Source organism: Kitasatospora sp. NPDC059673 (genome assembly GCF_042734215.1).
In the GTDB taxonomy this organism is placed as follows: domain Bacteria; phylum Actinomycetota; class Actinomycetes; order Streptomycetales; family Streptomycetaceae; genus Kitasatospora.
This window is the reverse complement of record NZ_JBHWEN010000024.1, coordinates 1-20,979: the sequence shown is the minus strand read 5'-3', so window position 1 is coordinate 20,979 and position 20,979 is coordinate 1. Positions and strand designations below refer to the sequence as shown.

The following is a 20,979-nucleotide window of genomic DNA, read 5'->3' as shown; positions in this document are numbered from 1 at the left end:
TCATCCTTGGATCGATCGGGTGATGCTCTCGGACAACACGGCGGAACCGCCGTGAATTCCCCACGATGGTCGCACGCCCGCTGTGCCCGAGTCATCCCTTTTACCAGCCGCCGCGGCGGCCCCCGCCACCGGCCCCGGCACGGCCCGCTCCGCCCCGGCCACCGGCGCCGGGGCCCGGCCGGGCAGCTCCTCGGGCCCGCCCGGCCGGTACACGTCGTACACGCCGGACACCCGGAGCATCGCCCGCATCACCGCGGGCAGCTTGGCGGCGTCGGCGAGCTCCAGGGTGTAGCTGTGCCGCACCCGCAGCTGGCGGGGCGGCTCGACCTCGGCGGAGAAGATCGACACGCCCTCGCCGGAGATCGCGGCGGTCAGGTCGGCCAGCAGCCGGGGCCGGTTCAGCGCCTCGGCGTGCAGGGTGGCCCGGTAGCCCCACTGCGGGGCGCCGCCGGGCAGCCAGCGGACGGCGACCGCCCGGCGGCCGCCGCGTAGCATCCGGGTGCCGGTCGAACAGCCCGCCCGGTGCACCGCGACGGCCCCGCCGCGCAGCACGATGCCGGTCGCCTCGTCGGGCGGCACCGGCGTGCAGCAGCGCGCCAACCGGACGGCGGCGCCGGGCAGTTCGGGCACGTCCGCGGGCGCGCCGGGGGCGGCGGCGGGCGGCGCGGGCGGTGCGGCGGCAGGTACCGGGGCGTCGCCCGCGGGCGGCCGTTCGGCGGCGGGCGCGGGCAGCGGTCCGGCCGCCAGCCGGCGCTCGATGGCGAGCCGGGCGGCGGGGGTGCGGACGTACTCCAGCCACTCCGGGTCGGGGCCGCTGTCCTCGCCGGGCGGGGCGGTGAGCAGGCCGAGCACGTCGCCGTCGCGCAGTTCGGTGGAGAGCGCGGTGAGCCGGCCGTTGATCCGGGCGCCGATGCAGCGGTGGCCGGTCTCCTCGCCGATCAGGTAGGCGGCGTCCAGACAGCTGGCCCCGGCGGGCAGGTGCAGGGTGGTGCCGTCCTCGGTGACGGCGGTGATCTCGCGGTCGTCGCGCAGGTCGGCGGTGAGCGCGGACCAGAAGGCGTCCGGGTCGGGGGTGTCCTGCTGCCACTCCAGCAGCCGGGCCAGCCAGCCGGGGCGGGCCGGGTCGGTGCGGTCCTCGGGGTCGTCGGCGGCGCCCTGCCGGTCGGCGGTGCGCGGGTCGCCGAGCGCGACCACGCCGGTCTCGGCGACCTCGTGCATCCGCCGGGTGCGCACCAGGACTTCGATCACCTCGCCGCCGGGCAGCGCCACCGCGGTGTGCAGCGACTGGTACAGGTTGAACTTGGGGGCGGCCACGAAGTCCTTGAACTCGCCGGGCAGCGGCGTCCAGCAGGTGTGCAGCTCGCCGAGCACCGCGTAGCAGTCGGCGTTCTCCTCGACCACCACCAGCAGCCGGCCGAAGTCGGCGGGCCGCAGCCCGGTGCCGTCCGGGCCGGCCCCGCGCTTGATCATCACCCGGTGCAGCGAGACCAGGTGCCGGGGGCGGACGGTGACGGCGGAGGCGATCCCGGCCTCGGCGAGCTGGCGGCCGAGTTCGGTGGCGAACGGGGCGAGCACGCCGTCCGACCGGCCACCGGCCACCGCGCCGGTGCGCTCGTACTCCTCGGGGTGCAGGGTGGCGAACACGATGTCCTCCAGCTCCGCCTTCACCACCTGGATGCCGAGCCGTTCGGCGAGCGGGATCAGCACGTCCCGGGTGACCTTGGCGATCCGCACCTGGCTGGCCGGCTTCATGTGCCGGATGGTGCGCATGTTGTGCAGCCGGTCGGCGAGTTTGATCACCATCACCCGGACGTCGTCGCCGGTGGCCACCAGCATCTTGCGGAAGGTCTCGGGTTCGGCGGCCGCCCCGAAGTCGACCTTCTCCAACTTGGTGACGCCGTCCACCAGGTACGCGATCTCCGGCCCGAAGACCTCGCCGACCTGATCGAGCGTCACCTCGGTGTCCTCGACGGTGTCGTGCAGCAAGGAGGCGACCAGGGTGGTGGTGTCCGCACCGAGCTGGGCGAGGATCATGGTGACGGCGAGCGGGTGGGTGATGTACGGCTCGCCGCTCTTGCGGGTCTGCCCGCGGTGGCTCTCCTCGGCGACCCGGTAGGCCCGGGCCAGCAGCGCCAGGTCGGCCTGCGGGTGGTGCACCCGATGTGCCTGCACGATCGGTTCGATGGCGTCGGGGACGGGCGTCCGCCCGGTGGCGAGCAGCGCCGCCCGGCCGGCCCGGCCGAGCGCCGCACGGCTGAAGCGGCTCGCCTGCTGCTTGGACGGCGAGCCCGCCAACTCGGAGCGGATGGTCATCTGCACCTCCGGCAGCAACACCGGAGCGACGGCCGACCCGGTGGTCCATGCTACCGAGCACAGCAGGTTCGGCGAGCCCCCGCTTCCGCTCTGCCACCGGTATCACCCGAACGGGGGGATTAGCCGGATACCGGCCTGGGAAGCGGGCGCTGACGGCCCGTCGGGCTGACCTGCCGTTACACCAGTACGCCCTCGGCGACGATCACGGCGGGGCCGGTCATCTCGATCCGGCCGTCGGGGAACTCCTCGATCACCAGCCGCCCGCCGGGCAGGTCGACCGTCCAGCTGACGGCCCGTCCGGTGTCCGCCGGGTCCAGGCCCGCGCGGCGGATCGCGGCCACCGCGACCGCGCACGCGCCCGTCCCGCAGGAGCGGGTCTCGCCGGAGCCGCGCTCGTGCACCCGCATCGCCACGTGCCGCTCGCCGCGGTCCACCACGAACTCCACGTTCACGCCCTGGGGGTACACGCCCCGGGGCGCGGTGACCGGCGCGTCGTACAGGTGCCCGGCGTGCGCGAGGTCCTCCACGAACGCGACCGCGTGGGGATTGCCCATGTTGACGTTCAGCGCGGGCCAGCTGCGCTCGTCGACGGTGACGGTGATGCCGTCCGGGCCGGGCAGCACCGCGCGGCCCATGCCCACGGTGATCTCGCCCGGGGTGCCGTCGGCCGCGTCCTCGGCGATCCGCACCTGCTTCACCCCGGCCCGGGTGGCGACCGCCAGCTCGCCCGGCTTCGCGTGCCCGGCGTGCACCAGGTAGCGGGCGAACACCCGCACCCCGTTGCCGCACATCTCGGCGATCGAGCCGTCCGCGTTGCGGTAGTCCATGAACCACTCGGCCTGCCCGGCCATCCCCGCCGCATCCGGCTCGGCCGCCGAGCGCACCACCCGCAGCACCCCGTCCGCGCCGATCCCGGCCCGCCGGTCGCACAGCGCCGCGACCGTGGCCGCCGACAGCTCCAGTTCACCGTCCGGGTCGGGGACGATCACGAAGTCGTTCTGGGTGCCGTGCCCCTTGAGGAAGGCCGTTCCGCTGATTCCGCTGCGCTCGCTCACACCGCCGATGGTAACGGCCGGTCGAGGCCAGGGCCTGTCCGGTCGATCTTGTCGGATCAGCGTGCGTTGTCGGGCGCCCGGCTGGGAGTGCCGGCGAACCGTCCTCGTACTGGGTGTACTCGGATGGTTTGCCGGTGCTTCCAGCCGGGATGATCCGGCGGCGCGCGCCCGGCAAGATCGGCCGGACAGGCCCTAACCGCGCAGGTGGACGACCCGCCAGACGGCCAGCGCCAGGGCGAGCGCCACCAGCAGGGTGTAGACCACGATGGCCTTCCAGCCGGCCCGCTCGGAGCTGCCCCGGCGCGGCACGCCCGGCCACTTGTAACCGGCCCGGCGGGCGGCCATCGCACCCCAGCCGACCGAGGCGGCGGTGATCAGCAGGCCGAGCATCCCGATCATCGCGGTCGCGCCCTCGCTGCCGAAGGCCAGCGGGAAGGCGAACATCAGCGAGCCGAGCATCACCGTCCCGGCGATCGGCAGGATCTGCCACCAGCGCAGCCGCCGGCGCGGCCGGATGTCCCGCACGTGCACCACGCCCGGCGCGGTGGCCAGGTCGTCGATCGCGGGCAGCGCCACCGCGTACGAGGTGGTCGGGACGGCCAGTTCGGGCAGCGTCTCGGAACCGTCGGACACGTCGCCCAGCAGCTCATCGGTTTCGGGGCCGGTACCCGTTGACACGCGGCCTCCCCTGACGGCTCGACGCGAGCTCCGGAGCTCGCGGGCGGTGAGGCCGGCCCGCGTGCCGGGCCTCGGTGCTACCGATGATGGCACGCGGCAAGACCCGGACAGGGCGTCCCACGGGGTGATCGGGTGATCCGATGCCAGGACGTGATCCGGTCGTGACCGCCGGTACCTCCTGCACCTGCGTCTGCCGGTGCAGCTGCCCGGGCGACTGGCCTGATCACGCCCCTGGGCAGCCGAAATCCGCCGGTCAGCCGGTGTCGCCGGGACGTTCCGGGCGGTCGATCAGTTCCATTGCACGGCCCAGGAGTTCGACCGGATCGGCGCCCTCCGGGCGGTCCAGCCAGTGGATCCGGTCGTCCCGCCGGAACCACGACTCCTGGCGCCGGGCGAACCGCCGGGTGGCCCGCACGGTCTCCGCCCGGGCCTCCTCCTCGGTGCACTCGCCGGCGAAGAACGCCAGCACCTGCTGGTAGCCCAGCGCCCGGCTGGCGGTCAGCCCCTCGCGCAGCCCGACCCGCTCCAGCTCCCGCACCTCGTCCAGCAGGCCGGCCTCCCACATCCGGTCCACCCGCAGCTCGATCCGCCGGTCCAGCTCCGGCCGCGGCACCTGCACGCCGATCTGCACCGCCTCGTACACCGCGCGCTGCGTCGGCAGGTTCGCGGTGAACGGCTGCCCGGTGATCTCGATGACCTCCAGCGCCCGGACGATCCGCCGCCCGTTGCTGGTCAGGATCGCCTCCGCCGCCGCCGGGTCCAGCTCGGCCAGCCGCCGGTGCAGCGCCCCCGGGCCGACCCGCTCCAGCTCCTCCTCCAGCCGGGCCCGCACCTCGGGGTCCGTACCGGGGAACTCCATCTCGTCGATCGCCGCCCGCACGTACAGCCCCGAGCCGCCCACCAGCACCGGCACCCGGCCGGCCTCCAGCAGCCGGTCCATCTCGGCCCGGGCGAGGCGCTGGTACTCGGCCACCGAGGCGGTCTCGGTCACCTCCCAGATGTCCATCAGATGGTGCGGGATGCCGCCGCGCTCGTCCTCGGTCAGCTTGGCGGTGCCGATGTCCATGCCCTTGTACAGCTGCATCGAGTCGGTGTTCACCACCTCCCCGCCGAGCTCACGGGCGATCGCCACCGCCAGATCGGACTTGCCGGCCGCCGTCGAACCGACCACCGACACCACCCGGCGCGGATGTACAGGAGAAGAAGAGGAGGAACCGCTCACCCCACCAGTCTCCCAAAACCCGGGCACCTCTCGTGTCGCGGCCTCGTTGACCGGGGAAGATCAGCTATGTCTGGTACCGGTCTGACACGAAATGCGAGGAACGCACTCCATGGGCCTTATGGACAATCTCAAGGGCAAGGCCGAGGAACTCAAGGACAAGGCCAGCGAACTGGCCGGAAAGCACGGCGACAAGATCGACAGCATGGTGGACAAGGCCGGCGAGACCATCGACAAGGCCACCAAGCACAAGTACAGCGAGAAGATCGAGAAGGGCGCCTCGGCCGCCAAGCACGCCCGCGACGACTTCGCGACGAAGCCGAAGGACGACTGAAACCCCGGGCCGTGGTGGTCTGCTGGCGCTCAGCGCCAGGAGGCCACCAGGTAGCCGACACCGTAGGGGGCGTCCTCGTACCGCAGCTCACCGCCGAGCGACGCGCCCTCCGCCGCACCCGCCAGCACCTGCCACGGGGCCCGGCCCTCCGCGAGCAGCTCCGCCGAGAGCTCCGCGTCCAGCCCGGCCAGCGCCTCGACGTCCGCGGCACCCAGCGCCGCCGCCACCGCCGCGTCGTAGCCCTCGGCCCGCTCGTCCAGGTACCCCGGGGCCTTCACCGAACGCCGGGCACTGCCATCGCCCAGCACCAACAGGCCCACCCGATCGGCGAGTTCGGCCAGCCCCCGGCCCAGCCCCAGCAGCCGCTCGGCAGCCGTGTCCGTCCGCACCGCGACGGCATGCGTCGGCACCTGGACGCCCGCCTCCTCCAGCAGCCACGCCCCCACCGTCAACGCCGGCGAGAGCTCCGGGCCGTCCACCCCGCCCAGCGGCAGCCGCACCGCCTTCGGCACGCCGTACCGACGGAACGACCCCGCCCCGCCCTCGGTCCACACCCCGGCCTTCTCGCCCGTCCCCACCACGACGACAAGCTCCACGTCCGCGAGCCCCCGCACCGCGTCCAGACACGCCCCCCGCAACGCCTCCGCCTCCCCCGCGGCCCCCACCGCGACCTCGGGCACGAGCAACGGCGGACAGGGGCACACGGCGGCGGCAACAAGCATGTCGATCACTTTAACCAGTGAGGGCAACCACAGGGGCGCGGGGAACTGCGTGGGTGCGAAACCATGGGCGCGTGGGGGTACCTCCCGGCCCGCCAGGGCTGGGGGAGAACTGCGCGAAGCGGAAGGCACCCACCCGCAAGCTCGCGACGTGGGCAATGACTTGCCATTGATCGCGACCTTACGGACAGGTTGGCGCTTGTCGCGCAGTTCTCCCCCAGCCCTGGCGGGCCGGGAGGTACCCCCACGCGCCCCTGTTCTCGCACCCGTCAGCCGCAGCCGCCCGGCGCCGCAGGCAGCGGTGCCGGGACGCCGATCGACGGGAGGCCCAGCATCACGCCGGCCGGCTTCGTCGCGGGCGCGGCCTGCCGCCGCTCCCACGCGTCGCCCGCGCGGGTGCGGCGGACGCCGAGGGCGGGGCCCTCCGCCAGGAGGTGGTGCGGGGCGGCGTAGGTGATCTCGACGGTCACCATGTCGCCGGGGCGCACGCCCCCCTCGGGACGCGTGAAGTGAACCAGCCGGTTGTCGGGCGCGCGCCCGGAGAGGCGGTCCGTGCGGTCGTCCTTCTTGCCTTCGCCCTCGGCGACCAGGATCTCCAGCTTCCGGCCGATCTGCTTCTTGTTCTCCTCCCAGGAGATCTCCTCCTGGAGGGCGATCAGCCGGTCGTAGCGCTCCTGCACCACGGCCTTGGGGATCTGGTTCTCCATCTCCGCGGCGGGCGTCCCGGGCCGCTTGGAGTACTGGAAGGTGAACGCGTTGGTGAACCGGGCCTCGCGGACGACGTGCAGGGTCTGCTCGAAGTCCTCGTCGGTCTCGCCGGGGAAGCCCACGATGATGTCGGTGGAGATGGCGGCGTCCGGCATCGCGGCGCGGACCTTCTCGATGATCCCGAGGAAGCGTTCCTGCCGGTAGGAGCGTCGCATCGCGCGCAGCACGGTGTCGGAGCCGGACTGGAGCGGCATGTGCAGCTGGTGCATCACGTTCGGCGTCTCGGCCATCGCCGCGATCACGTCGTCGGTGAAGTCCTTCGGGTGCGGCGAGGTGAAGCGGACCCGCTCCAGCCCCTCGATCTCCCCGCACGCCCGCAGCAGCTTGGAGAACGCCTGCCGGTCGCCGAGGTCGGAGCCGTAGGCGTTGACGTTCTGGCCGAGCAGGGTGACCTCGACGACGCCCTCGGCGACCAGTGCCTCGACCTCGGCGAGGATGTCGCCGGGCCGGCGGTCCTCCTCCTTGCCGCGCAGGGCGGGGACGATGCAGAAGGTGCAGGTGTTGTTGCAGCCGACCGAGATGGCGACCCAGGCCGCGTAGGCGGACTCGCGCCGGGTGGGCAGGGTGGAGGGGAAGGTCTCCAGCGAGTCCAGGATCTCGACCTGCGCCTTCCGCTCGATCGCGGCGCGTTCCAGCAGGGCGGGCAGGTGGCCGATGTTGTGGGTGCCGAAGACCACGTCGACCCAGGGGGCCTTGCGGACGATGGTCTCGCGGTCCTTCTGGGCGAGGCACCCGCCGACGGCGATCTGCATGCCGCGGTTGGCCTGCTTGGCGGGGGCGAGCCGGCCGAGGTTGCCGTACAGCTTGTTGTCGGCGTTCTCGCGGACCGCGCAGGTGTTGAAGACCACCAGGTCGGGTTCGCCGTCGCCGGCGGCCTTGGTGTAGCCGGCCTCCTCCAGCAGCCCGGACAGGCGCTCGGAGTCGTGGACGTTCATCTGGCAGCCGTACGTGACGACCTTGTAAGTTCGCAAGCTCTCCTCCATACCCACAGAGCAAGGGTACGGGCAGCGACAGGGGCCTCCCGCCGGGCGGTCGCGGCTGGCAGTATCCCTGCATGGCTGCTTCGACCGATCCGCCCAGAACCACCGGTGCCGTGCTGCGTTCCGCGGTGCGCAGTCCGCTGGTGCGCGTGCTGGCGGTGCTGTTGCTGGTGGTGGCCGGTGCGGGTGGGTGGTGGGTGGCCTCGGCGCGGGCCGGGTCGGGGCTGCGCGGGGAGGCGGCGTTCGCGACCGGGGTTCCGCGCGGGGTGTACGACCGGTACGGGGTGCTGCTGAAGGACTCGATGCGGTCGGCGATGCCGGGGGTGAAGGTCCGGCTGGACAACTCCCAGGGCTCGTTGGAGAACCTGGAGCGGCTGGTGTCGGGCCAGGACGACTTCGCGATCGCCACGGCGGACGCGGTGGCGAGCTTCCTGAAGAGGGACCAGCCGAAGCCGGAGCTGCGGGCGATCGCCCGGCTGTACGACGACTACATGCAGCTGGTGGTGCCGGCGGATTCGCCGGTGCGCAAGGTGTCGGACCTGCGCGGGCTGCGGGTGGGGGTGGGCCAGGACAAGTCGGGTGTGAATCTGGTGACCAGGCGGCTGCTGGAGGCGGCGGGCCTGGACCCGGACACGGACGTGCAGCCGAGGAAGCTGGGGGTGGGCGAGGCGGCGGACCGCTTGCAGGCGAAGCAGCTGGACGCGTTCTTCTGGTCGGGCGGTCTGCCGACGGCGGCGCTGACCGACCTCTCGGAGCACACCCGGATCCGGATCGTGCCGATGGGCGAACTGTCGGACCCGCTGCACCAGTTGGAGGGCGGCGGGATGGACGCGTACCGGGCGGCGACCATCCCGGCGGACGCCTATCCGCTACTGGAGCCGCTGCGCACGCCGGTGCCGACGGTGGCGGTGCCGAACCTGCTGGTGACCCGGGCGGACGTGGACCCGGCGCTGGTGGAGGCGCTGACCCGGGTGGTGATCGACAGCCGGGACCGGATCGGCGGCGAGGTGCACGCGGCGCAGCTGGTGGACCTGCGCACCGCGGTGTACACCGACCCGCTGCCGCTGCACGAGGGCGCGAAACGCTATTACCAGTCCGTGAAGCCCTGAGGCGCTGTTTACAGCTTTTACCGCCGCCCCGACCTCAGCGCCGCTTCCGGCGCGGCACGGTGAGCAGCACGCTCAGCCCGTTCGGTTCGGCGGGTGCGAAGCCGAGGCTGCCGCCGCCGGCCAGCAGCAGGGTGCGGGCGATGGAGAGGCCGAGGCCGGAGCCGTCGACGTTCTGGTGCCGGGAGGAGCGCCAGAACCGGTCGCCGATCCGGGCGAGTTCCTCCTCGGTGAGGCCGGGTCCGGCGTCGGTGACGGTGGCGGTGACCTCGTCCTTGGTGATGGTCAGGCCGACCCGGACGGCGCTGCCGACGGCGGAGAACTTGAGCGCGTTGTCGAGGACGGCGTCCAGCGCGCTGCCGAAGCCGATCGGGTCGGCCCAGGCGTGCGCCATCGGCGGTCCCTGCCACTGGAGCCGGACCTGGCGCCGGTCGGCGAGGGGCTGCCAGGCGTCGGTCCGGGTGCGGACCAGTTCGGCCAGGTCGACGGGTTCGGGTTCGGGCCGGGAGCCTTCGGCGGTGGCGAGTCCGAGCAGGTCGTCCAGGACGCGGGCGAGCCGGGCGCCCTCCTCGCGGACGGCGGCGAGCTCCTCCTCGCTGCCCTCGGGGAGGGCGAGTCCGATCAGTTCGACCCGCAGCAGCAGCGCGGCCAGCGGGTTGCGCAGTTGGTGGGAGGCGTCGGCGACGAAGGCCCGCTGCTGGTCGATGGCGAGCACCACGTGGTCGGCCATGTCGTTGAACGAGCGGGCCAGGCGGCGCAGTTCGGGCGGTCCGCCGCTGGGGGCGACCCTGGCGCCGAGCCGGCCGGTGGCGATGTCGTGGGTGGCCCGGTCGAGGGTGCGGACGGGGCGCAGCACCCAGCCGGTGAGGCGCATGGCGAGCAGGATGGCGACGATCATGGCGAGCGCCTCGCCGCCGGCCAGCACCAGCCAGCGGTGCAGGATCCGGGCGCGCAGGGGCCCGGTGGGCGATTCGGTGAGCACCACGGCGACCACGTCGCCGTCGCGGACCACGGGCAGCGCGACGGTGAGGGTGCGGTCGCCGGTCCACGGCCACACCTGGGGCGGGTTGTGGCTGCGGCGGCCGGCCAGCGCCTCCCGGTAGGCCTGGGCGCCGGGTCCGTCCTCGGGGGCTTGCCAGCTGTCGGGGGCGATGGCGACGGCGCTGCCGTCGCGCTGGAAGACGCCGATCCGGGCCCCGTACAGCTCGCGGTAGCGGGCGGCTTCGCTGGTCAGGGCGTGCAGCCGGCCACTGTCGCCGGGGACGGGCTGGGGGTCGCCCTTGACGGCGCTGGTGCTGGCGCCGCCCTGGGTGGGCAGGTCCTGGGCGAACCGGGCGGCGTCGTCGATCCGGTCGACGACGACCTTGGACTGCTCGGATGAGGCGATCAGGTAGGCCAGCGGCGCTCCGAGGGCGGCGAGGACGCAGGCCATCAGGGCGATCAGGATGCCGAGCAGGCGGTTGCGCACGGCGGGTCAGCGCTCCGCGGCGTCGCCGGCCGACCCGGCCGGGCCGTCGGGGCTGCCCGGGTCGTCGGGGATGAGCCGGTAGCCGACGCCGCGGACGGCCTCGACCAGGCCGGGCAGGCCGAGTTTGGTGCGCAGCGAGCCGATGTGGACTTCCAGGGTGCGGCCGTTGCCCTCCCAGCCGGAGCGCCAGACCTCGCTGAAGATCTGCTCGCGGCGGTAGACCACGCCGGGGCTCTGGGCGAGCAGCGCCAGCAGGTCGAACTCCTTGCGGGTGAGCGGCACATCGCGTCCGTTGACGCTGACCCGGCGGCGTTCGCGGTCGATCTCGACGCCGCGGGAGGCCAGCGGGCCGTCGAACTCGGGGCCGCTGTCCTCGGCGGTCCTGGGGGTGCCGCGACGGGCCACCGCGTGGATGCGGGCGAGGAGTTCGCCCATGTCGTACGGCTTGACCACGTAGTCGTCGGCGCCGAGGTTGAGCCCGTGGATGCGGGAGCGGATGTCGGCGCGGGCGGTCACCATGATGACCGGGACGGCGCTGCCGGCCCGGATCCGGCTGCACACCTCGAAGCCGTCGCGGTCGGGCAGTCCGAGGTCGAGCAGCACCACCCGGTAGGGCTCGCTGCCGTCCGGGACGAGCGCGTCCAGCGCTTCGTGGCCGCTGCGGGCGTGCCGGACCTGGAAGCCGTGCCGGCCCAGCACCGCGACCAGGGCGGCGGCGACGCGGTCGTCGTCCTCGACCAGGAGCAGGCGCATCGGGCTCCTTCCTGCGGTGTTCGTCGGTGTGCGTGCGGGCCGCCGGCCCGGTAGCCGTCGGCGGGTGGGCGGCATGGCGCGGTCCGACGTGGGACCGGGCCATCCTGGCATCCACTCCCATCCGACGTCACCAGGTCAACCGCATCGGCCGGTCCGTTACCGCTCCGGTATTCGGCGTTCGGTGACTACCCGGCGTAGCCGAACCGTGATCCTCAAGTTCAGCTCAGATCGGCTGACTGGACGTCGTGTACCTGCCTAAAGTCGCCCCGTTCGGGGGGCCGAGGGCTCCGCCGGCTCCGGGCCCCCGAACATCACACGGACCATCACCGGCTCTGCGGACCAAGCGAGTTGGCCCCGGGTTCGGAGGACGAGGGAGCGGACGGCGATGACCGAGAACAGTGCCGAGCTGCGCGAAGCCGCGCCGCTGGTGGCCATGCGCGGGGTGAACAAGCACTACGGCGCCCTGCACGTGCTGCAGGACATCGACCTGGAGATCGCCCAGGGTGAGGTCGTGGTGCTGATCGGCCCGTCCGGCTCCGGCAAGTCGACGCTGTGCCGCACCATCAACCGGCTGGAGACCATCGACTCCGGGACGATCGAGGTGGACGGCCGGCCGCTGCCGGCCGAGGGCCGCGAACTGGCCCAGCTGCGTGCCCAGGTGGGCATGGTGTTCCAGTCGTTCAACCTGTTCTCGCACAAGACCGTGCTGGAGAACGTGGTGCTCGCCCAGGTGAAGGTGGGCAAGGTCGCCAAGGCCGAGGCCGAGAAGACGGCCCGCGAGCTGCTGGACCGGGTGGGTGTCGGCGCCCAGGCCGACAAGTACCCGTCGCAGCTGTCCGGCGGCCAGCAGCAGCGCGTGGCGATCGCCCGCGCGCTGGCGATGAACCCGAAGGTGATGCTCTTCGACGAGCCGACCTCCGCCCTCGACCCGGAGATGGTCAACGAGGTGCTGGAGGTGATGCGTTCGCTCGCCGCGCGGGGCATGACCATGGTCGTGGTCACCCACGAGATGGGCTTCGCCCGCTCCGCGGCCAACCGCGTGCTGTTCATGGCGGACGGCCGGATCGTCGAGGAGAACACTCCCGACGCCTTCTTCACCGCGCCGCGCTCCGACCGCGCCAAGGATTTCCTGTCCAAGATCCTGCAGCACTGATTCCCGCAGTCGATCAAGCGTCAGCAATCGTCAGTTCGCAGTGGCCCGGAGCCTGCCGTGGCCCCCCACCCGAGGAGAAGAACGACCGCATGAAGGCCCGTCGCACCGTTGCCGCTGCCCTGTCCGTGCTCGCCCTGACGGCCGTCGCCGCCTGCGGCAAGGACGGCTCCCCCGCCGAGACCGCCCCGAACGGCTCGGCCGCCCCGCAGCTGCCGACCTACACCGTCAAGACCGACGTCAAGCTGGACGGCTCTCCGGCGTGGACCGAGGCCAAGAAGCGCGGCAAGCTGAAGATCGGCGCCAAGGCCGACCAGCCGTTCCTCGGCTTCGAGGACGTGCAGACCGGCAAGCGCAGCGGCTTCGACATCGAGATCGCCAAGATGATCGCCGCCGACCTCGGCTTCTCGGCCGATCAGATCGAGTTCTCCTCCATCGCCTCCGCCAACCGTGAGACCTCCATCTCCGGCAGCCAGGTCGACTACTACGTCGGCACCTACTCGATCACCCAGACCCGCAAGGACAAGGGTGTCGCGTTCGGCGGCCCGTACTACATCGCCGGCCAGTCGCTGCTGGTGAACAAGGACAACACCGACATCACCGGTGCCGAGACCGTCAAGGACAAGTCGGTCTGCACCGCCACCGGCTCGACCTCGATCGGCAACATCCAGAAGTACGGCGCCAAGGTCACCCAGTTCGACACCTACTCGCTGTGCGTGGAGAAGCTGCTGACCAAGGAGGTCGACGCGGTCACCACCGACGACTCCATCCTCAAGGGCTACGCGGCGAAGAACCAGGGCAAGCTCAAGGTCGTCGGCACCCCCTTCTCCGAGGAGCGCTACGGCGTCGGCCTGAAGCAGGGCGACGCGGTGCTGCAGAAGGCGATCAACGACGCCCTGAAGGCGCACGAGGACAACGGCGACTGGAAGAAGGCGTACGACGCCACTCTCGGTCTGTCCGGCTCCGCCGCGCCGAGCATCCCGGCCCTGGACCCGATCGCCGGCTGACGCCCGGTCAGACCCCACTACTGAGAAAGGAGGGCCGCCGGCATGGGATTGATCTTCGAGAACGGAAACTTCTCGGCATTCGCCGAGGGTTTCCTGCGGACGATCGAACTGAGCGCGCTCAGCGCCCTCTTCGCCCTGCTGCTGGGCGTCGTGCTGGCGGCCTTCCGGGTCTCGCCCGTCCCGGTGCTCCGAATATTCGGCACCGCCTGGGTGACGATCTTCCGCAACACCCCGCTGACCCTGCTGTTCTTCGCGGTGACGTTCGTACTGCCGCAGCTGAACGTGCACTTCGAGAGCTTCACGCTCGCGGTGATCGCGCTCAGCGCCTACACCGGCAGCTTCGTCTGCGAGGTGCTGCGCGCCGGCATCAACACCGTGCCGATCGGCCAGGCCGAGGCGGCCCGCTCGCTCGGCATGGGCTTCGGCCAGACCCTGCGCCTGGTGGTGCTGCCGCAGGCGGCCCGTTCGGTGCTGGCCCCGATGGGCTCGGTGTTCATCGCCCTGCCCCGCAACTCGGCCATCGCGGGCGCCTTCAACGTGCCTGAGCTGTTCAGCTTCCAGAAGGCCCTGTCCGAGGAGGCCTACGACATCTTCGCCATCTTCTTCTGGATCGCGCTCGCCTACCTGGCGATCAGCTTCAGCATCAACGCCGTGTTCTCCACCCTCGAGCGTCGTCTGGCGGTGGCCCGATGAGCACCCGTACCGCCTCCGTCCTGTACGACGTCCCCGGCCCCCGGGCCCGGGCCCGCAACCTGATCCTCGGTCTGCTCGGCCTGGTCGGCATCGCCACCCTGATCTGGTACATCGTCGCCCGCCTCTCCGACGCCGGGCAGTTCGACGCCGCACTCTGGTCGCCGTTCGAGTACACGGCCGTCCAGCAGCGCATCCTCGACGGTGCGCTGTCCACCCTGGAGGCCTTCGGCCTGGCCGCGGTCGGCTCGCTGGTCCTCGGCGCGCTGCTCGCCACCGGCCGGCTCTCCGACCACTTCCCGGTGCGCGTCGCCAGCAATGTGGTGGTCCAGTTCTTCCGGGCCATGCCGCTGGTCATCATGATCTTCGCGCTGTACCGCGCGGCGTTCGGCGCCCAGCCGATGTGGGCGCTGGTGATCGGCCTGACCCTCTACAACGGGGCCGTGCAGGCGGAGATCATCCGCTCCGGCATCAACGCCGTCCCGCGCGGCCAGGCCGAGGCCGCCTACGCCCTGGGCCTGCGCAAGACCCAGGTGATGGGCATCGTGCTGGTGCCGCAGGCCGTCCGCTCGATGCTCCCGGCGATCATCGGTCAGCTGGTGGTCACCCTCAAGGACACCTCGCTCGGCTACATCATCACCTACCCCGAGCTGCTGTGGGAGATGAAGCTCATCGCCTCCAACTCGGACGGCTACCCGTACATCCCGGTGGTCCTGGTCGGCACCCCGATCTACATCGCGCTGTGCCTCGCCCTCACCGCCCTCGCCCGGTGGATCGAGTCCCGCGGCCGCCGCGGCGCGAGCCGCCGCAGCACAACCGCTGCTTGACGGACACCCAGGTGATCTGTTGCATTGCTCTTCGTGACACCACCTGGGACCTCCCACCCGGCATATGACGCAGCGGCGGCCGACGCCGCCCGCCCGAAGGCCCCGACATGGATGCAGTGATCATCGTCGGGGCCGGGCCGGTCGGTCTCGCCCTCGCCCTCGCCCTGGCCCGCAACGAAGTCCCCAGCGTGGTCCTCGACGAGGGCACCGGCGTCTGCCCCGAAAGCCCCCGCACCCTCGTCCTCGGCTCCGACACCGCCGCCTTCCTCTCCCGCATCGGCTACACCCGGGTCGGCGCCGACGCCGCCCGCTGGGACGCCTTCACCGTCTGGCGCCGCCGCGCCGAGGTGCTGCGCCTGCCGCTGGACGACAAGCCGGTCCTGCACCTCGCCCAGCACCGCCTCCAGCGCGGCCTGCGCGACGCCGCCACCGCCACCCCGCTGATCCGCCTCACCCCGCAGCACCGGGTGGTCGAACTCTCCCAGGACCGCGACGGCGTGACGGTCCGCACCACCTCCGCCGACGGCGAGACCCGCTGGCACGGCAGCCACCTGATCGGCTGCGACGGCGCCCGCTCCACCGTCCGCAAGCTCCTCAAGGTCCGCTTCCCCGGCCGGCCCGCCGTCGACCGGCACGCCGTCGCCACCGTCCGCGTCGATCTGCCCTTCCCCGGCGAGGCCCGGCTGCACCGCGAACCGCCGTGGCGCGGCGACCGCGAAGCCTCCGCCCGCCCGCTGCCCGACGGCCTGTGGCGACTCGACTGGCGCCTGCCCCCCGGCCGCCCCCAGCCCACCGAACCCGTCGACCCGCACGCCACCTGGCCCGGCATCGTCACCGGCGACACCCTGCTCACCCGGGTCACCTCCGCGCTCACCGGCTGGTGCGGCGAACTCCCCCCGCACCAACTGCTCGCCGCCGCCGACCACACCTACCAGCAGCGCCTGGCCGGCCGCTTCCGCACCGGCCGCTGCTTCCTGGCCGGGGACGCCGCCCACCTGCACGGCGCACTCGGCATGCAGAACCTCGCCGACGGCCTGCGCGACGCCGACAACCTCGCCTGGCGGCTCGCCCTCGCCTGGCACCTGCCCCCCGGCAGCTCCCCCGCCGACAGCGCCCTGCTCGACGGCTACGAGAGCGAACGCCGCGGCGCGGTCGGCGCCCGCCTGCGCGCCGTCGACCAGACCATGCCGCTGCTGCGCCCCCTGCGCGGCTGGGCCCAGACCCGGCGCGCGCTGATCTCCGGCTCCTTCCGCAAGAACGCTCCGCTGCTCGCCGACGGCCAACTCGGCACCGGCCGCTTCGGCGGCGCCCCCGCCTACCCGGCGACGCCCTCCGGCGTCGCCGTCCGGGTCCCCGAACAACGCGGCACCGGCCGCGGCACCTCACTCACCGAACAGCTCGCCCCCACCGCCCCCGGCGTCCAGGTCCCCGACCTGCCCGTGGTCACCGCCGACGGCACCGCGGACACCCTCCGGGCCCGCCTCGGCACCGCGTTCCTGCTCCTCCTGGTCGCCCCCGGCACCACCGTCTGGTCCGCCGAACACTGGCTCGGCACCGGCCTGCTGCCCCGCCTCACCGAGCTCGCCGACGCCCTCCCCGTCCCCACCGAAGTCCTCGTCACCGACACCTACCCCGGCGCCACCCCCCACACCGTCCTCCTCATCCGCCCCGACGGCCACCTCCTCGGCACCACCCCCGGCCTCCACCCCGAAACCCTCCACACCCTCACCGCCCCCCTCACGGCTGCCCCGGGCCTGGAAAAGGAAGCCTCGCAGTAAGACTGGCGCGAGCGGATGCGAATCCAGGGACGCGAGCGGGTGCGAAAACAGGGGCGCGTGGGGGTACCTCCCGGCCCGCCAGGGCTGGGGGAGAACTGCGCGAAGGGGAACGCACCCAACCGCAAGATCGCGACGCTGGACAGTGACCTGCACGTGGACGCGCCCTACCGGACAGGCCTACCGCGCAAACTCCGTCGCACGACTCTCCCGCACCACCGTGATCCGAATCTGCCCCGGGTAGGTCAGCTCCTCCCGCACCTGCCGAGCCACGTCCCGCGCGATCTCCTGAGCGCGCACGTCGTCGACCAGCTCCGGCTGCACCATCACCCGGACTTCCCGTCCGGCCTGCATCGCGTACACCTTGGTGACCCCGTCGTGCGCCCGGGCGATCTCCTCCAGCCGCTCCAGCCGCCGGACGTACGCCTCCACGGACTCCTTCCGCGCGCCGGGCCGCCCGGCCGAGCAGGCGTCCGCGGCCTGGGTGAGCACCGCCTCGACGGTTTTCGCCTCGACCTCGCCGTGGTGGGCCGCTATCGCGTGGACGACCTCCGCCGACTCCCCGTGCCGCCGGGCGAATTCCGCGCCGATCAGGGCGTGGCTGCCCGCCACCTCGTGGCTGAGCGCCTTGCCGATGTCGTGCAGCAGCGCCGCACGTCGCACCGGCTCCGGGTCGACGCCCAGCTCGGCGGCCATCATCCCGGCCAGGTGTGCGGACTCCACCAGGTGCCCGAGCACGTTCTGCCCGTAGGAGGTGCGGTACCGCAACGTCCCCAGGGTGCGCACCAGTTCGGGCGCCATCTCGCCGACGGTGCCGATGCCGACGGTGAGCAGCGCGTCCTCCCCGGCCCGGACGCACAGCCGCTCGACCTCGCTGCGGCTGCGCTCGTGCATCTCCTCGATCCGCGCGGGGTGGATTCGCCCGTCGGTGAGCAGCGACTCCAGGGTGAGCCGGGCGCTCTCCCGCCGGACGGGGTCGAAGCAGGAGAGCTGGACCAGCCCGGGAGTGTCGTCAACGATCAGGTTGACGCCGGTGACGGCTTCGAACGCCCGGATGTTGCGGCCTTCCCGGCCGATCACCCGGCCCTTCATGTCCTCGCTGGGCAGCCGGAGCGTGGTGACCACGGTGTCGGCGGTGTGTTCGGCGGCCAGCCGCTGGATGGACGAGGCGATGATCTCGCGGGCCCGGCCCTCGCCCTCGACGACAGCCTGCCGTTCGATCTCCCGGACGGTCAGCGCGGCTTCCCGGCGGGCCTCGGCCTCGGCGGTGCGGACCACTTCGTCGCGGGCCTGGGCTGACGTCAGCCCGGCGGTGCGTTCCAGCAGCAGCCGGCTCTCGGTGTCCCGTTCGGCGAGTTCGCCGCGTACCCGCTCGGATTCGGTGGCGCGGGCGGCGAGTTCGTCCTCGTGCAGGTGCAGGCGGTGGAGTTCGGCGGTCAACCGCTCCTCGCGGCGGTCGAGTTCGGCGCGGCGCTGCCAGAGCATCCGGAAGCCGATGCCCAGCACCAGGCCGAGCGCACCGATCAGTACGCCCGCCACCAGCAGCAGGGAGGAACCCGTTCCGGTGTCCTGAGCGATCCCCATCCGGCCACTCCCCGTCCTGCGCGCGGCCGCTGAGATGACCTCCGCGATCGTCCAGCCACTGAGTGCGAGGCTAGGCCGAGGTTACGAAACGGTCAAGATGCGATCGAGAATTGGCTCCGGTGATCCGATCAGCGTTCATCATGCTCACCCGCCTGCCGTACAGCGCCAGTTGGGGCCCGCTCCCCTACCAGTCGTCGCCGTCCTCCGCCGGTTCCGCGTCCAGCGCCTCCCGGACCACGCGGTAGGCCAGGCCCTCCGAGTAGCCTCGCCGGGCCAGCACCCCGACCAGTCGGCGCATCCGCACCTCCCGGTCCAGGCCGGCGGTGGAGCGCAACTTCCGTGCCACCAGCGCCCGGGCGGCCTCCGACTCGTCCTCGGCATCGACCTGCAGCAGTGCCTGTTCCGCGGTCTCCCCGGTGACTCCCTTGGTGCGCAACTCGTGGGCCAGCGCCCGCCGGGACAGACCGCGCACCGCGTGCCGGGACTCCACCCAGGCCTCGGCGAAGGCGGCGTCATTGATCAGCCCGACCTCCTCCAGCCGGGACAGCACCTGCTCGGCGACCTCGTCCGGAATCTCCTTGCGGCGCAGCGCATCGGCCAACTGCTTGCGGGACTTCGCGGCCCCGGTGAGCAGTCGCAGACAGATGTCCCGGGCCCGCTCCGCCGGATCCCCCTGCTCGGCGTAAGCCGGTTCACGCCGCCCAGCGCGCGCGCCCTCCGAACGCTCCGAGCGCCCCGCCCGATCCGAACGCTCTGCCCGATTCGAACGCTCCGAACGCTCGGACTTCGCCCGCCGTTTGGGCCGCGGTCGCTCCTCCGCCGGTGCCACGACCGGCAGTTCGCCCAGCGCGCTGCGTCGCCGACGCCGCCCCCCGGCCAGCTCGGACGCCCTCATCAGCCCGGGCAGCTCCCCCACCGCGGGCGGCTCCCCCGCCAGGGGCAGCTCGCCCGCCGCAGGCGGCTCCTCGGCCACCGCCGCGAACCAGTCGGGCGGGCCCGAAGGATCGTCGTCCTCCTCCGCGACCGCAGCGAACCAGTCCGGCGGGCCGGCGGCCTCGTTCTGTTCTTCCGCCCATACGCCCGCACCGGGCCCGTCCTCGGACGGACCCGGTGCCGGGCGGTCAGTGTGGTGCCGATGCATCAACGGTTCAGCCCTTGGCGGCGGCCGCCGTCTTCTTGGCGGCAGCCTTGGCGGGGGCGGCCGCAGCCGGGATCTCCACCGCGGGAGCGTCACCCTCGCCCTCGGCCGGCTTCGGGCCGATGCCGAGCTTGCCCTTGATCTTGGCCTCGATCTCGTCGGCCAGCTGCGGGTTGTCACGCAGGAAGTTGCGGGCGTTCTCCTTGCCCTGGCCGAGCTGGTCGCCCTCGTAGGTGTACCAGGCGCCGGACTTGCGGATGAAGCCGTGCTCCACACCCATGTCGATCAGGCCGCCCTCGCGGCTGATGCCCACGCCGTAGAGGATGTCGAACTCGGCCTGCTTGAACGGCGCGGCGACCTTGTTCTTGACCACCTTGACGCGGGTGCGGTTGCCGACCGCCTCGGTGCCGTCCTTCAGGGTCTCGATGCGCCGGATGTCGAGGCGGACCGAGGCGTAGAACTTCAGCGCCCGGCCACCGGTGGTGGTCTCGGGGGAGCCGAACATCACACCGATCTTCTCGCGCAGCTGGTTGATGAAGATCGCGGTGGTGTTCGACTGGTTCAGCGCACCGGCGATCTTGCGCAGCGCCTGGCTCATCAGACGGGCCTGGAGGCCGACGTGCGAGTCGCCCATCTCGCCCTCGATCTCGGCGCGCGGCACCAGCGCGGCCACCGAGTCGATGATCACCAGGTCGATCGCGCCGGAGCGGATCAGCATGTCGGTGATCTCCAGCGCCTGCTCACCGGTGTCCGGCTGGCTGACCAGCAGGGCGTCGGTGTCCACGCCGAGCTTCTTGGCGTACTCGGGGTCGAGCGCGTGCTCGGCGTCGACGAAGGCGACGGTGCCGCCGGCCTTCTGGGCGTTGGCGGCCAGGTGCAGGGTCAGGGTGGTCTTGCCGGAGGACTCGGGACCATAGATCTCGATCACTCGGCCGCGCGGGATACCGCCCACGCCCAGCGCCACGTCGAGCGCGGTGGACCCGGTGGAGATCACCTCGACCGGCTCGTTCGCCTTCTCGCCGAGACGCATCACCGAGCCCTTGCCGAACTGCCGTTCGATCTGGGCGAGTGCGGCCTCCAGGGCCTTCTCGCGGTCCGTTCCTGCCATGGCTTCCACCCTTGGGTTCTGTCCGTTGCGCTTCATCGTCATCGACGCTAGCGCGTCCCACCGACAATCGACCCCGGACGGGCTCAGCCTGTGGAAAACTCTGCGCCGAAGCGTACAAAGAACATACGTTCGAATCCAATCCTAAACCGCCGACCCGCCAAGGCCCCGCCCCGAGCTCCGGGGGCGGGGCCGCGACGGCAGGCGTCTAGTCGCAATACCGGTGACTTTGTGTGGCTTTGGTCGTTGGGCTGGTTGTGCCAAGGCCTGGACAGGTGAAGTCGTCGGCGGGTGAGCGGTTCTCGGACCG

The 20,979-nt window shown here is 72.3% G+C and carries 18 protein-coding genes; 7 read left to right on the top strand and 11 right to left on the bottom strand.

The window, feature by feature from the left end; translation table 11 throughout:
- The 4 genes from ACFV18_RS25315 to miaA form a co-directional block, all read right to left on the bottom strand.
- Positions 1-2,313 (bottom strand): RelA/SpoT family protein, encoded by a 2,313-nt coding sequence (locus tag ACFV18_RS25315; protein ID WP_380486858.1) that lies wholly within the window; start codon positions 2,311-2,313, stop codon positions 1-3.
- 176 nt (positions 2,314-2,489) lie between these two features.
- Positions 2,490-3,368 carry a diaminopimelate epimerase gene (gene dapF / locus ACFV18_RS25310; protein ID WP_380486856.1) on the bottom strand — a complete coding sequence of 293 codons (879 nt, stop codon included), beginning with the start codon at positions 3,366-3,368 and terminating at the stop codon, positions 2,490-2,492.
- A gap of 192 nt (positions 3,369-3,560) precedes the next feature.
- Positions 3,561-4,046 carry a hypothetical protein gene (locus ACFV18_RS25305; protein ID WP_380486854.1) on the bottom strand — a complete coding sequence of 162 codons (486 nt, stop codon included), beginning with the start codon at positions 4,044-4,046 and terminating at the stop codon, positions 3,561-3,563.
- A 253-nt stretch (positions 4,047-4,299) separates the two neighbouring features.
- Positions 4,300-5,226: a tRNA (adenosine(37)-N6)-dimethylallyltransferase MiaA gene (miaA, locus tag ACFV18_RS25300; protein ID WP_380486852.1), complete on the bottom strand. Its 927-nt coding sequence runs from the start codon at positions 5,224-5,226 to the stop codon at positions 4,300-4,302.
- Positions 5,227-5,386: 160 nt separating this feature from the next.
- Between miaA and ACFV18_RS25295 the strand changes: the two genes are divergently transcribed.
- Positions 5,387-5,599 carry an antitoxin gene (locus tag ACFV18_RS25295; RefSeq protein WP_380486850.1) on the top strand — a complete coding sequence of 71 codons (213 nt, stop codon included), beginning with the start codon at positions 5,387-5,389 and terminating at the stop codon, positions 5,597-5,599.
- 29 nt (positions 5,600-5,628) lie between these two features.
- Here the strand turns inward: ACFV18_RS25295 and ACFV18_RS25290 are convergent, their stop codons facing one another.
- On the bottom strand, positions 5,629-6,321 hold the full coding sequence (locus ACFV18_RS25290) for a class III extradiol dioxygenase subunit B-like domain-containing protein (protein ID WP_380486848.1): 693 nt from the start codon (positions 6,319-6,321) through the stop codon (positions 5,629-5,631).
- Positions 6,322-6,587: 266 nt separating this feature from the next.
- Positions 6,588-8,069: a tRNA (N6-isopentenyl adenosine(37)-C2)-methylthiotransferase MiaB gene (gene miaB / locus ACFV18_RS25285; protein ID WP_380486973.1), complete on the bottom strand. Its 1,482-nt coding sequence runs from the start codon at positions 8,067-8,069 to the stop codon at positions 6,588-6,590.
- A 71-nt stretch (positions 8,070-8,140) separates the two neighbouring features.
- On the opposite strand from miaB, the gene ACFV18_RS25280 reads away from it, so the two are divergent.
- On the top strand, positions 8,141-9,175 hold the full coding sequence (locus ACFV18_RS25280; RefSeq protein ID WP_380486846.1) for a TAXI family TRAP transporter solute-binding subunit: 1,035 nt from the start codon (positions 8,141-8,143) through the stop codon (positions 9,173-9,175).
- 34 nt (positions 9,176-9,209) lie between these two features.
- Here the strand turns inward: ACFV18_RS25280 and ACFV18_RS25275 are convergent, their stop codons facing one another.
- Both ACFV18_RS25275 and ACFV18_RS25270 read right to left on the bottom strand, forming a co-directional pair.
- Positions 9,210-10,640 (bottom strand): sensor histidine kinase, encoded by a 1,431-nt coding sequence (locus ACFV18_RS25275; RefSeq protein WP_380486844.1) that lies wholly within the window; start codon positions 10,638-10,640, stop codon positions 9,210-9,212.
- 6 nt (positions 10,641-10,646) lie between these two features.
- On the bottom strand, positions 10,647-11,393 hold the full coding sequence (locus tag ACFV18_RS25270; protein ID WP_380486842.1) for a response regulator transcription factor: 747 nt from the start codon (positions 11,391-11,393) through the stop codon (positions 10,647-10,649).
- A gap of 424 nt (positions 11,394-11,817) precedes the next feature.
- On the opposite strand from ACFV18_RS25270, the gene ACFV18_RS25265 reads away from it, so the two are divergent.
- From ACFV18_RS25265 to ACFV18_RS25245, 5 genes are all read left to right on the top strand, one after another.
- Positions 11,818-12,546: an amino acid ABC transporter ATP-binding protein gene (locus ACFV18_RS25265; protein WP_380486971.1), complete on the top strand. Its 729-nt coding sequence runs from the start codon at positions 11,818-11,820 to the stop codon at positions 12,544-12,546.
- A gap of 89 nt (positions 12,547-12,635) precedes the next feature.
- Complete coding sequence (locus ACFV18_RS25260; RefSeq protein WP_380486840.1) at positions 12,636-13,550, top strand: glutamate ABC transporter substrate-binding protein; 915 nt, start codon at positions 12,636-12,638, stop codon at positions 13,548-13,550.
- Positions 13,551-13,592: 42 nt separating this feature from the next.
- Positions 13,593-14,243, top strand: a complete 651-nt coding sequence (locus ACFV18_RS25255) for an amino acid ABC transporter permease (protein ID WP_380486838.1) — start codon at positions 13,593-13,595, stop codon at positions 14,241-14,243.
- Positions 14,240-15,067, top strand: a complete 828-nt coding sequence (locus ACFV18_RS25250) for an amino acid ABC transporter permease (protein ID WP_380486836.1) — start codon at positions 14,240-14,242, stop codon at positions 15,065-15,067. The genes ACFV18_RS25255 and ACFV18_RS25250 overlap by 4 nt, the downstream gene beginning before the upstream one ends.
- Before the next feature lie 107 nt (positions 15,068-15,174).
- Positions 15,175-16,845, top strand: coding sequence for an FAD-dependent monooxygenase (locus tag ACFV18_RS25245; RefSeq protein WP_380486833.1), 1,671 nt, complete (start codon positions 15,175-15,177; stop codon positions 16,843-16,845).
- A gap of 177 nt (positions 16,846-17,022) precedes the next feature.
- On the opposite strand, the gene rny is transcribed toward ACFV18_RS25245, so the two are convergent.
- The 3 genes from rny to recA form a co-directional block, all read right to left on the bottom strand.
- On the bottom strand, positions 17,023-18,426 hold the full coding sequence (gene rny, locus ACFV18_RS25240; protein WP_380486831.1) for a ribonuclease Y: 1,404 nt from the start codon (positions 18,424-18,426) through the stop codon (positions 17,023-17,025).
- Positions 18,427-18,610: 184 nt separating this feature from the next.
- Positions 18,611-19,567 carry a regulatory protein RecX gene (locus ACFV18_RS25235; RefSeq protein WP_380486829.1) on the bottom strand — a complete coding sequence of 319 codons (957 nt, stop codon included), beginning with the start codon at positions 19,565-19,567 and terminating at the stop codon, positions 18,611-18,613.
- 7 nt (positions 19,568-19,574) lie between these two features.
- Positions 19,575-20,672 carry a recombinase RecA gene (recA, locus tag ACFV18_RS25230; RefSeq protein ID WP_380486827.1) on the bottom strand — a complete coding sequence of 366 codons (1,098 nt, stop codon included), beginning with the start codon at positions 20,670-20,672 and terminating at the stop codon, positions 19,575-19,577.
- Between the last annotated feature and the right edge of the window lie 307 nt (positions 20,673-20,979).

Excerpts from the sequence above, each read along its gene's own strand:
- ACFV18_RS25260 (WP_380486840.1), top strand. The coding sequence starts at position 12,636 with ATGAAGGCCCGTCGCACCGTTGCCGCTGCCCTGTCCGTGCTCGCCCTG.
- ACFV18_RS25270 (WP_380486842.1), bottom strand. The coding sequence starts at position 11,393 with ATGCGCCTGCTCCTGGTCGAGGACGACGACCGCGTCGCCGCCGCCCTG.
- ACFV18_RS25315 (WP_380486858.1), bottom strand. The coding sequence starts at position 2,313 with ATGACCATCCGCTCCGAGTTGGCGGGCTCGCCGTCCAAGCAGCAGGCG.
- ACFV18_RS25255 (WP_380486838.1), top strand. The coding sequence starts at position 13,593 with ATGGGATTGATCTTCGAGAACGGAAACTTCTCGGCATTCGCCGAGGGT.
- recA (WP_380486827.1), bottom strand. The coding sequence starts at position 20,672 with ATGGCAGGAACGGACCGCGAGAAGGCCCTGGAGGCCGCACTCGCCCAG.
- ACFV18_RS25290 (WP_380486848.1), bottom strand. The coding sequence starts at position 6,321 with ATGCTTGTTGCCGCCGCCGTGTGCCCCTGTCCGCCGTTGCTCGTGCCC.
- ACFV18_RS25295 (WP_380486850.1), top strand. The coding sequence starts at position 5,387 with ATGGACAATCTCAAGGGCAAGGCCGAGGAACTCAAGGACAAGGCCAGC.
- ACFV18_RS25245 (WP_380486833.1), top strand. The coding sequence starts at position 15,175 with ATGGATGCAGTGATCATCGTCGGGGCCGGGCCGGTCGGTCTCGCCCTC.
- ACFV18_RS25250 (WP_380486836.1), top strand. The coding sequence starts at position 14,240 with ATGAGCACCCGTACCGCCTCCGTCCTGTACGACGTCCCCGGCCCCCGG.
- ACFV18_RS25235 (WP_380486829.1), bottom strand. The coding sequence starts at position 19,567 with ATGCATCGGCACCACACTGACCGCCCGGCACCGGGTCCGTCCGAGGAC.
- miaB (WP_380486973.1), bottom strand. The coding sequence starts at position 8,069 with ATGGAGGAGAGCTTGCGAACTTACAAGGTCGTCACGTACGGCTGCCAG.
- rny (WP_380486831.1), bottom strand. The coding sequence starts at position 18,426 with ATGGGGATCGCTCAGGACACCGGAACGGGTTCCTCCCTGCTGCTGGTG.
- ACFV18_RS25280 (WP_380486846.1), top strand. The coding sequence starts at position 8,141 with ATGGCTGCTTCGACCGATCCGCCCAGAACCACCGGTGCCGTGCTGCGT.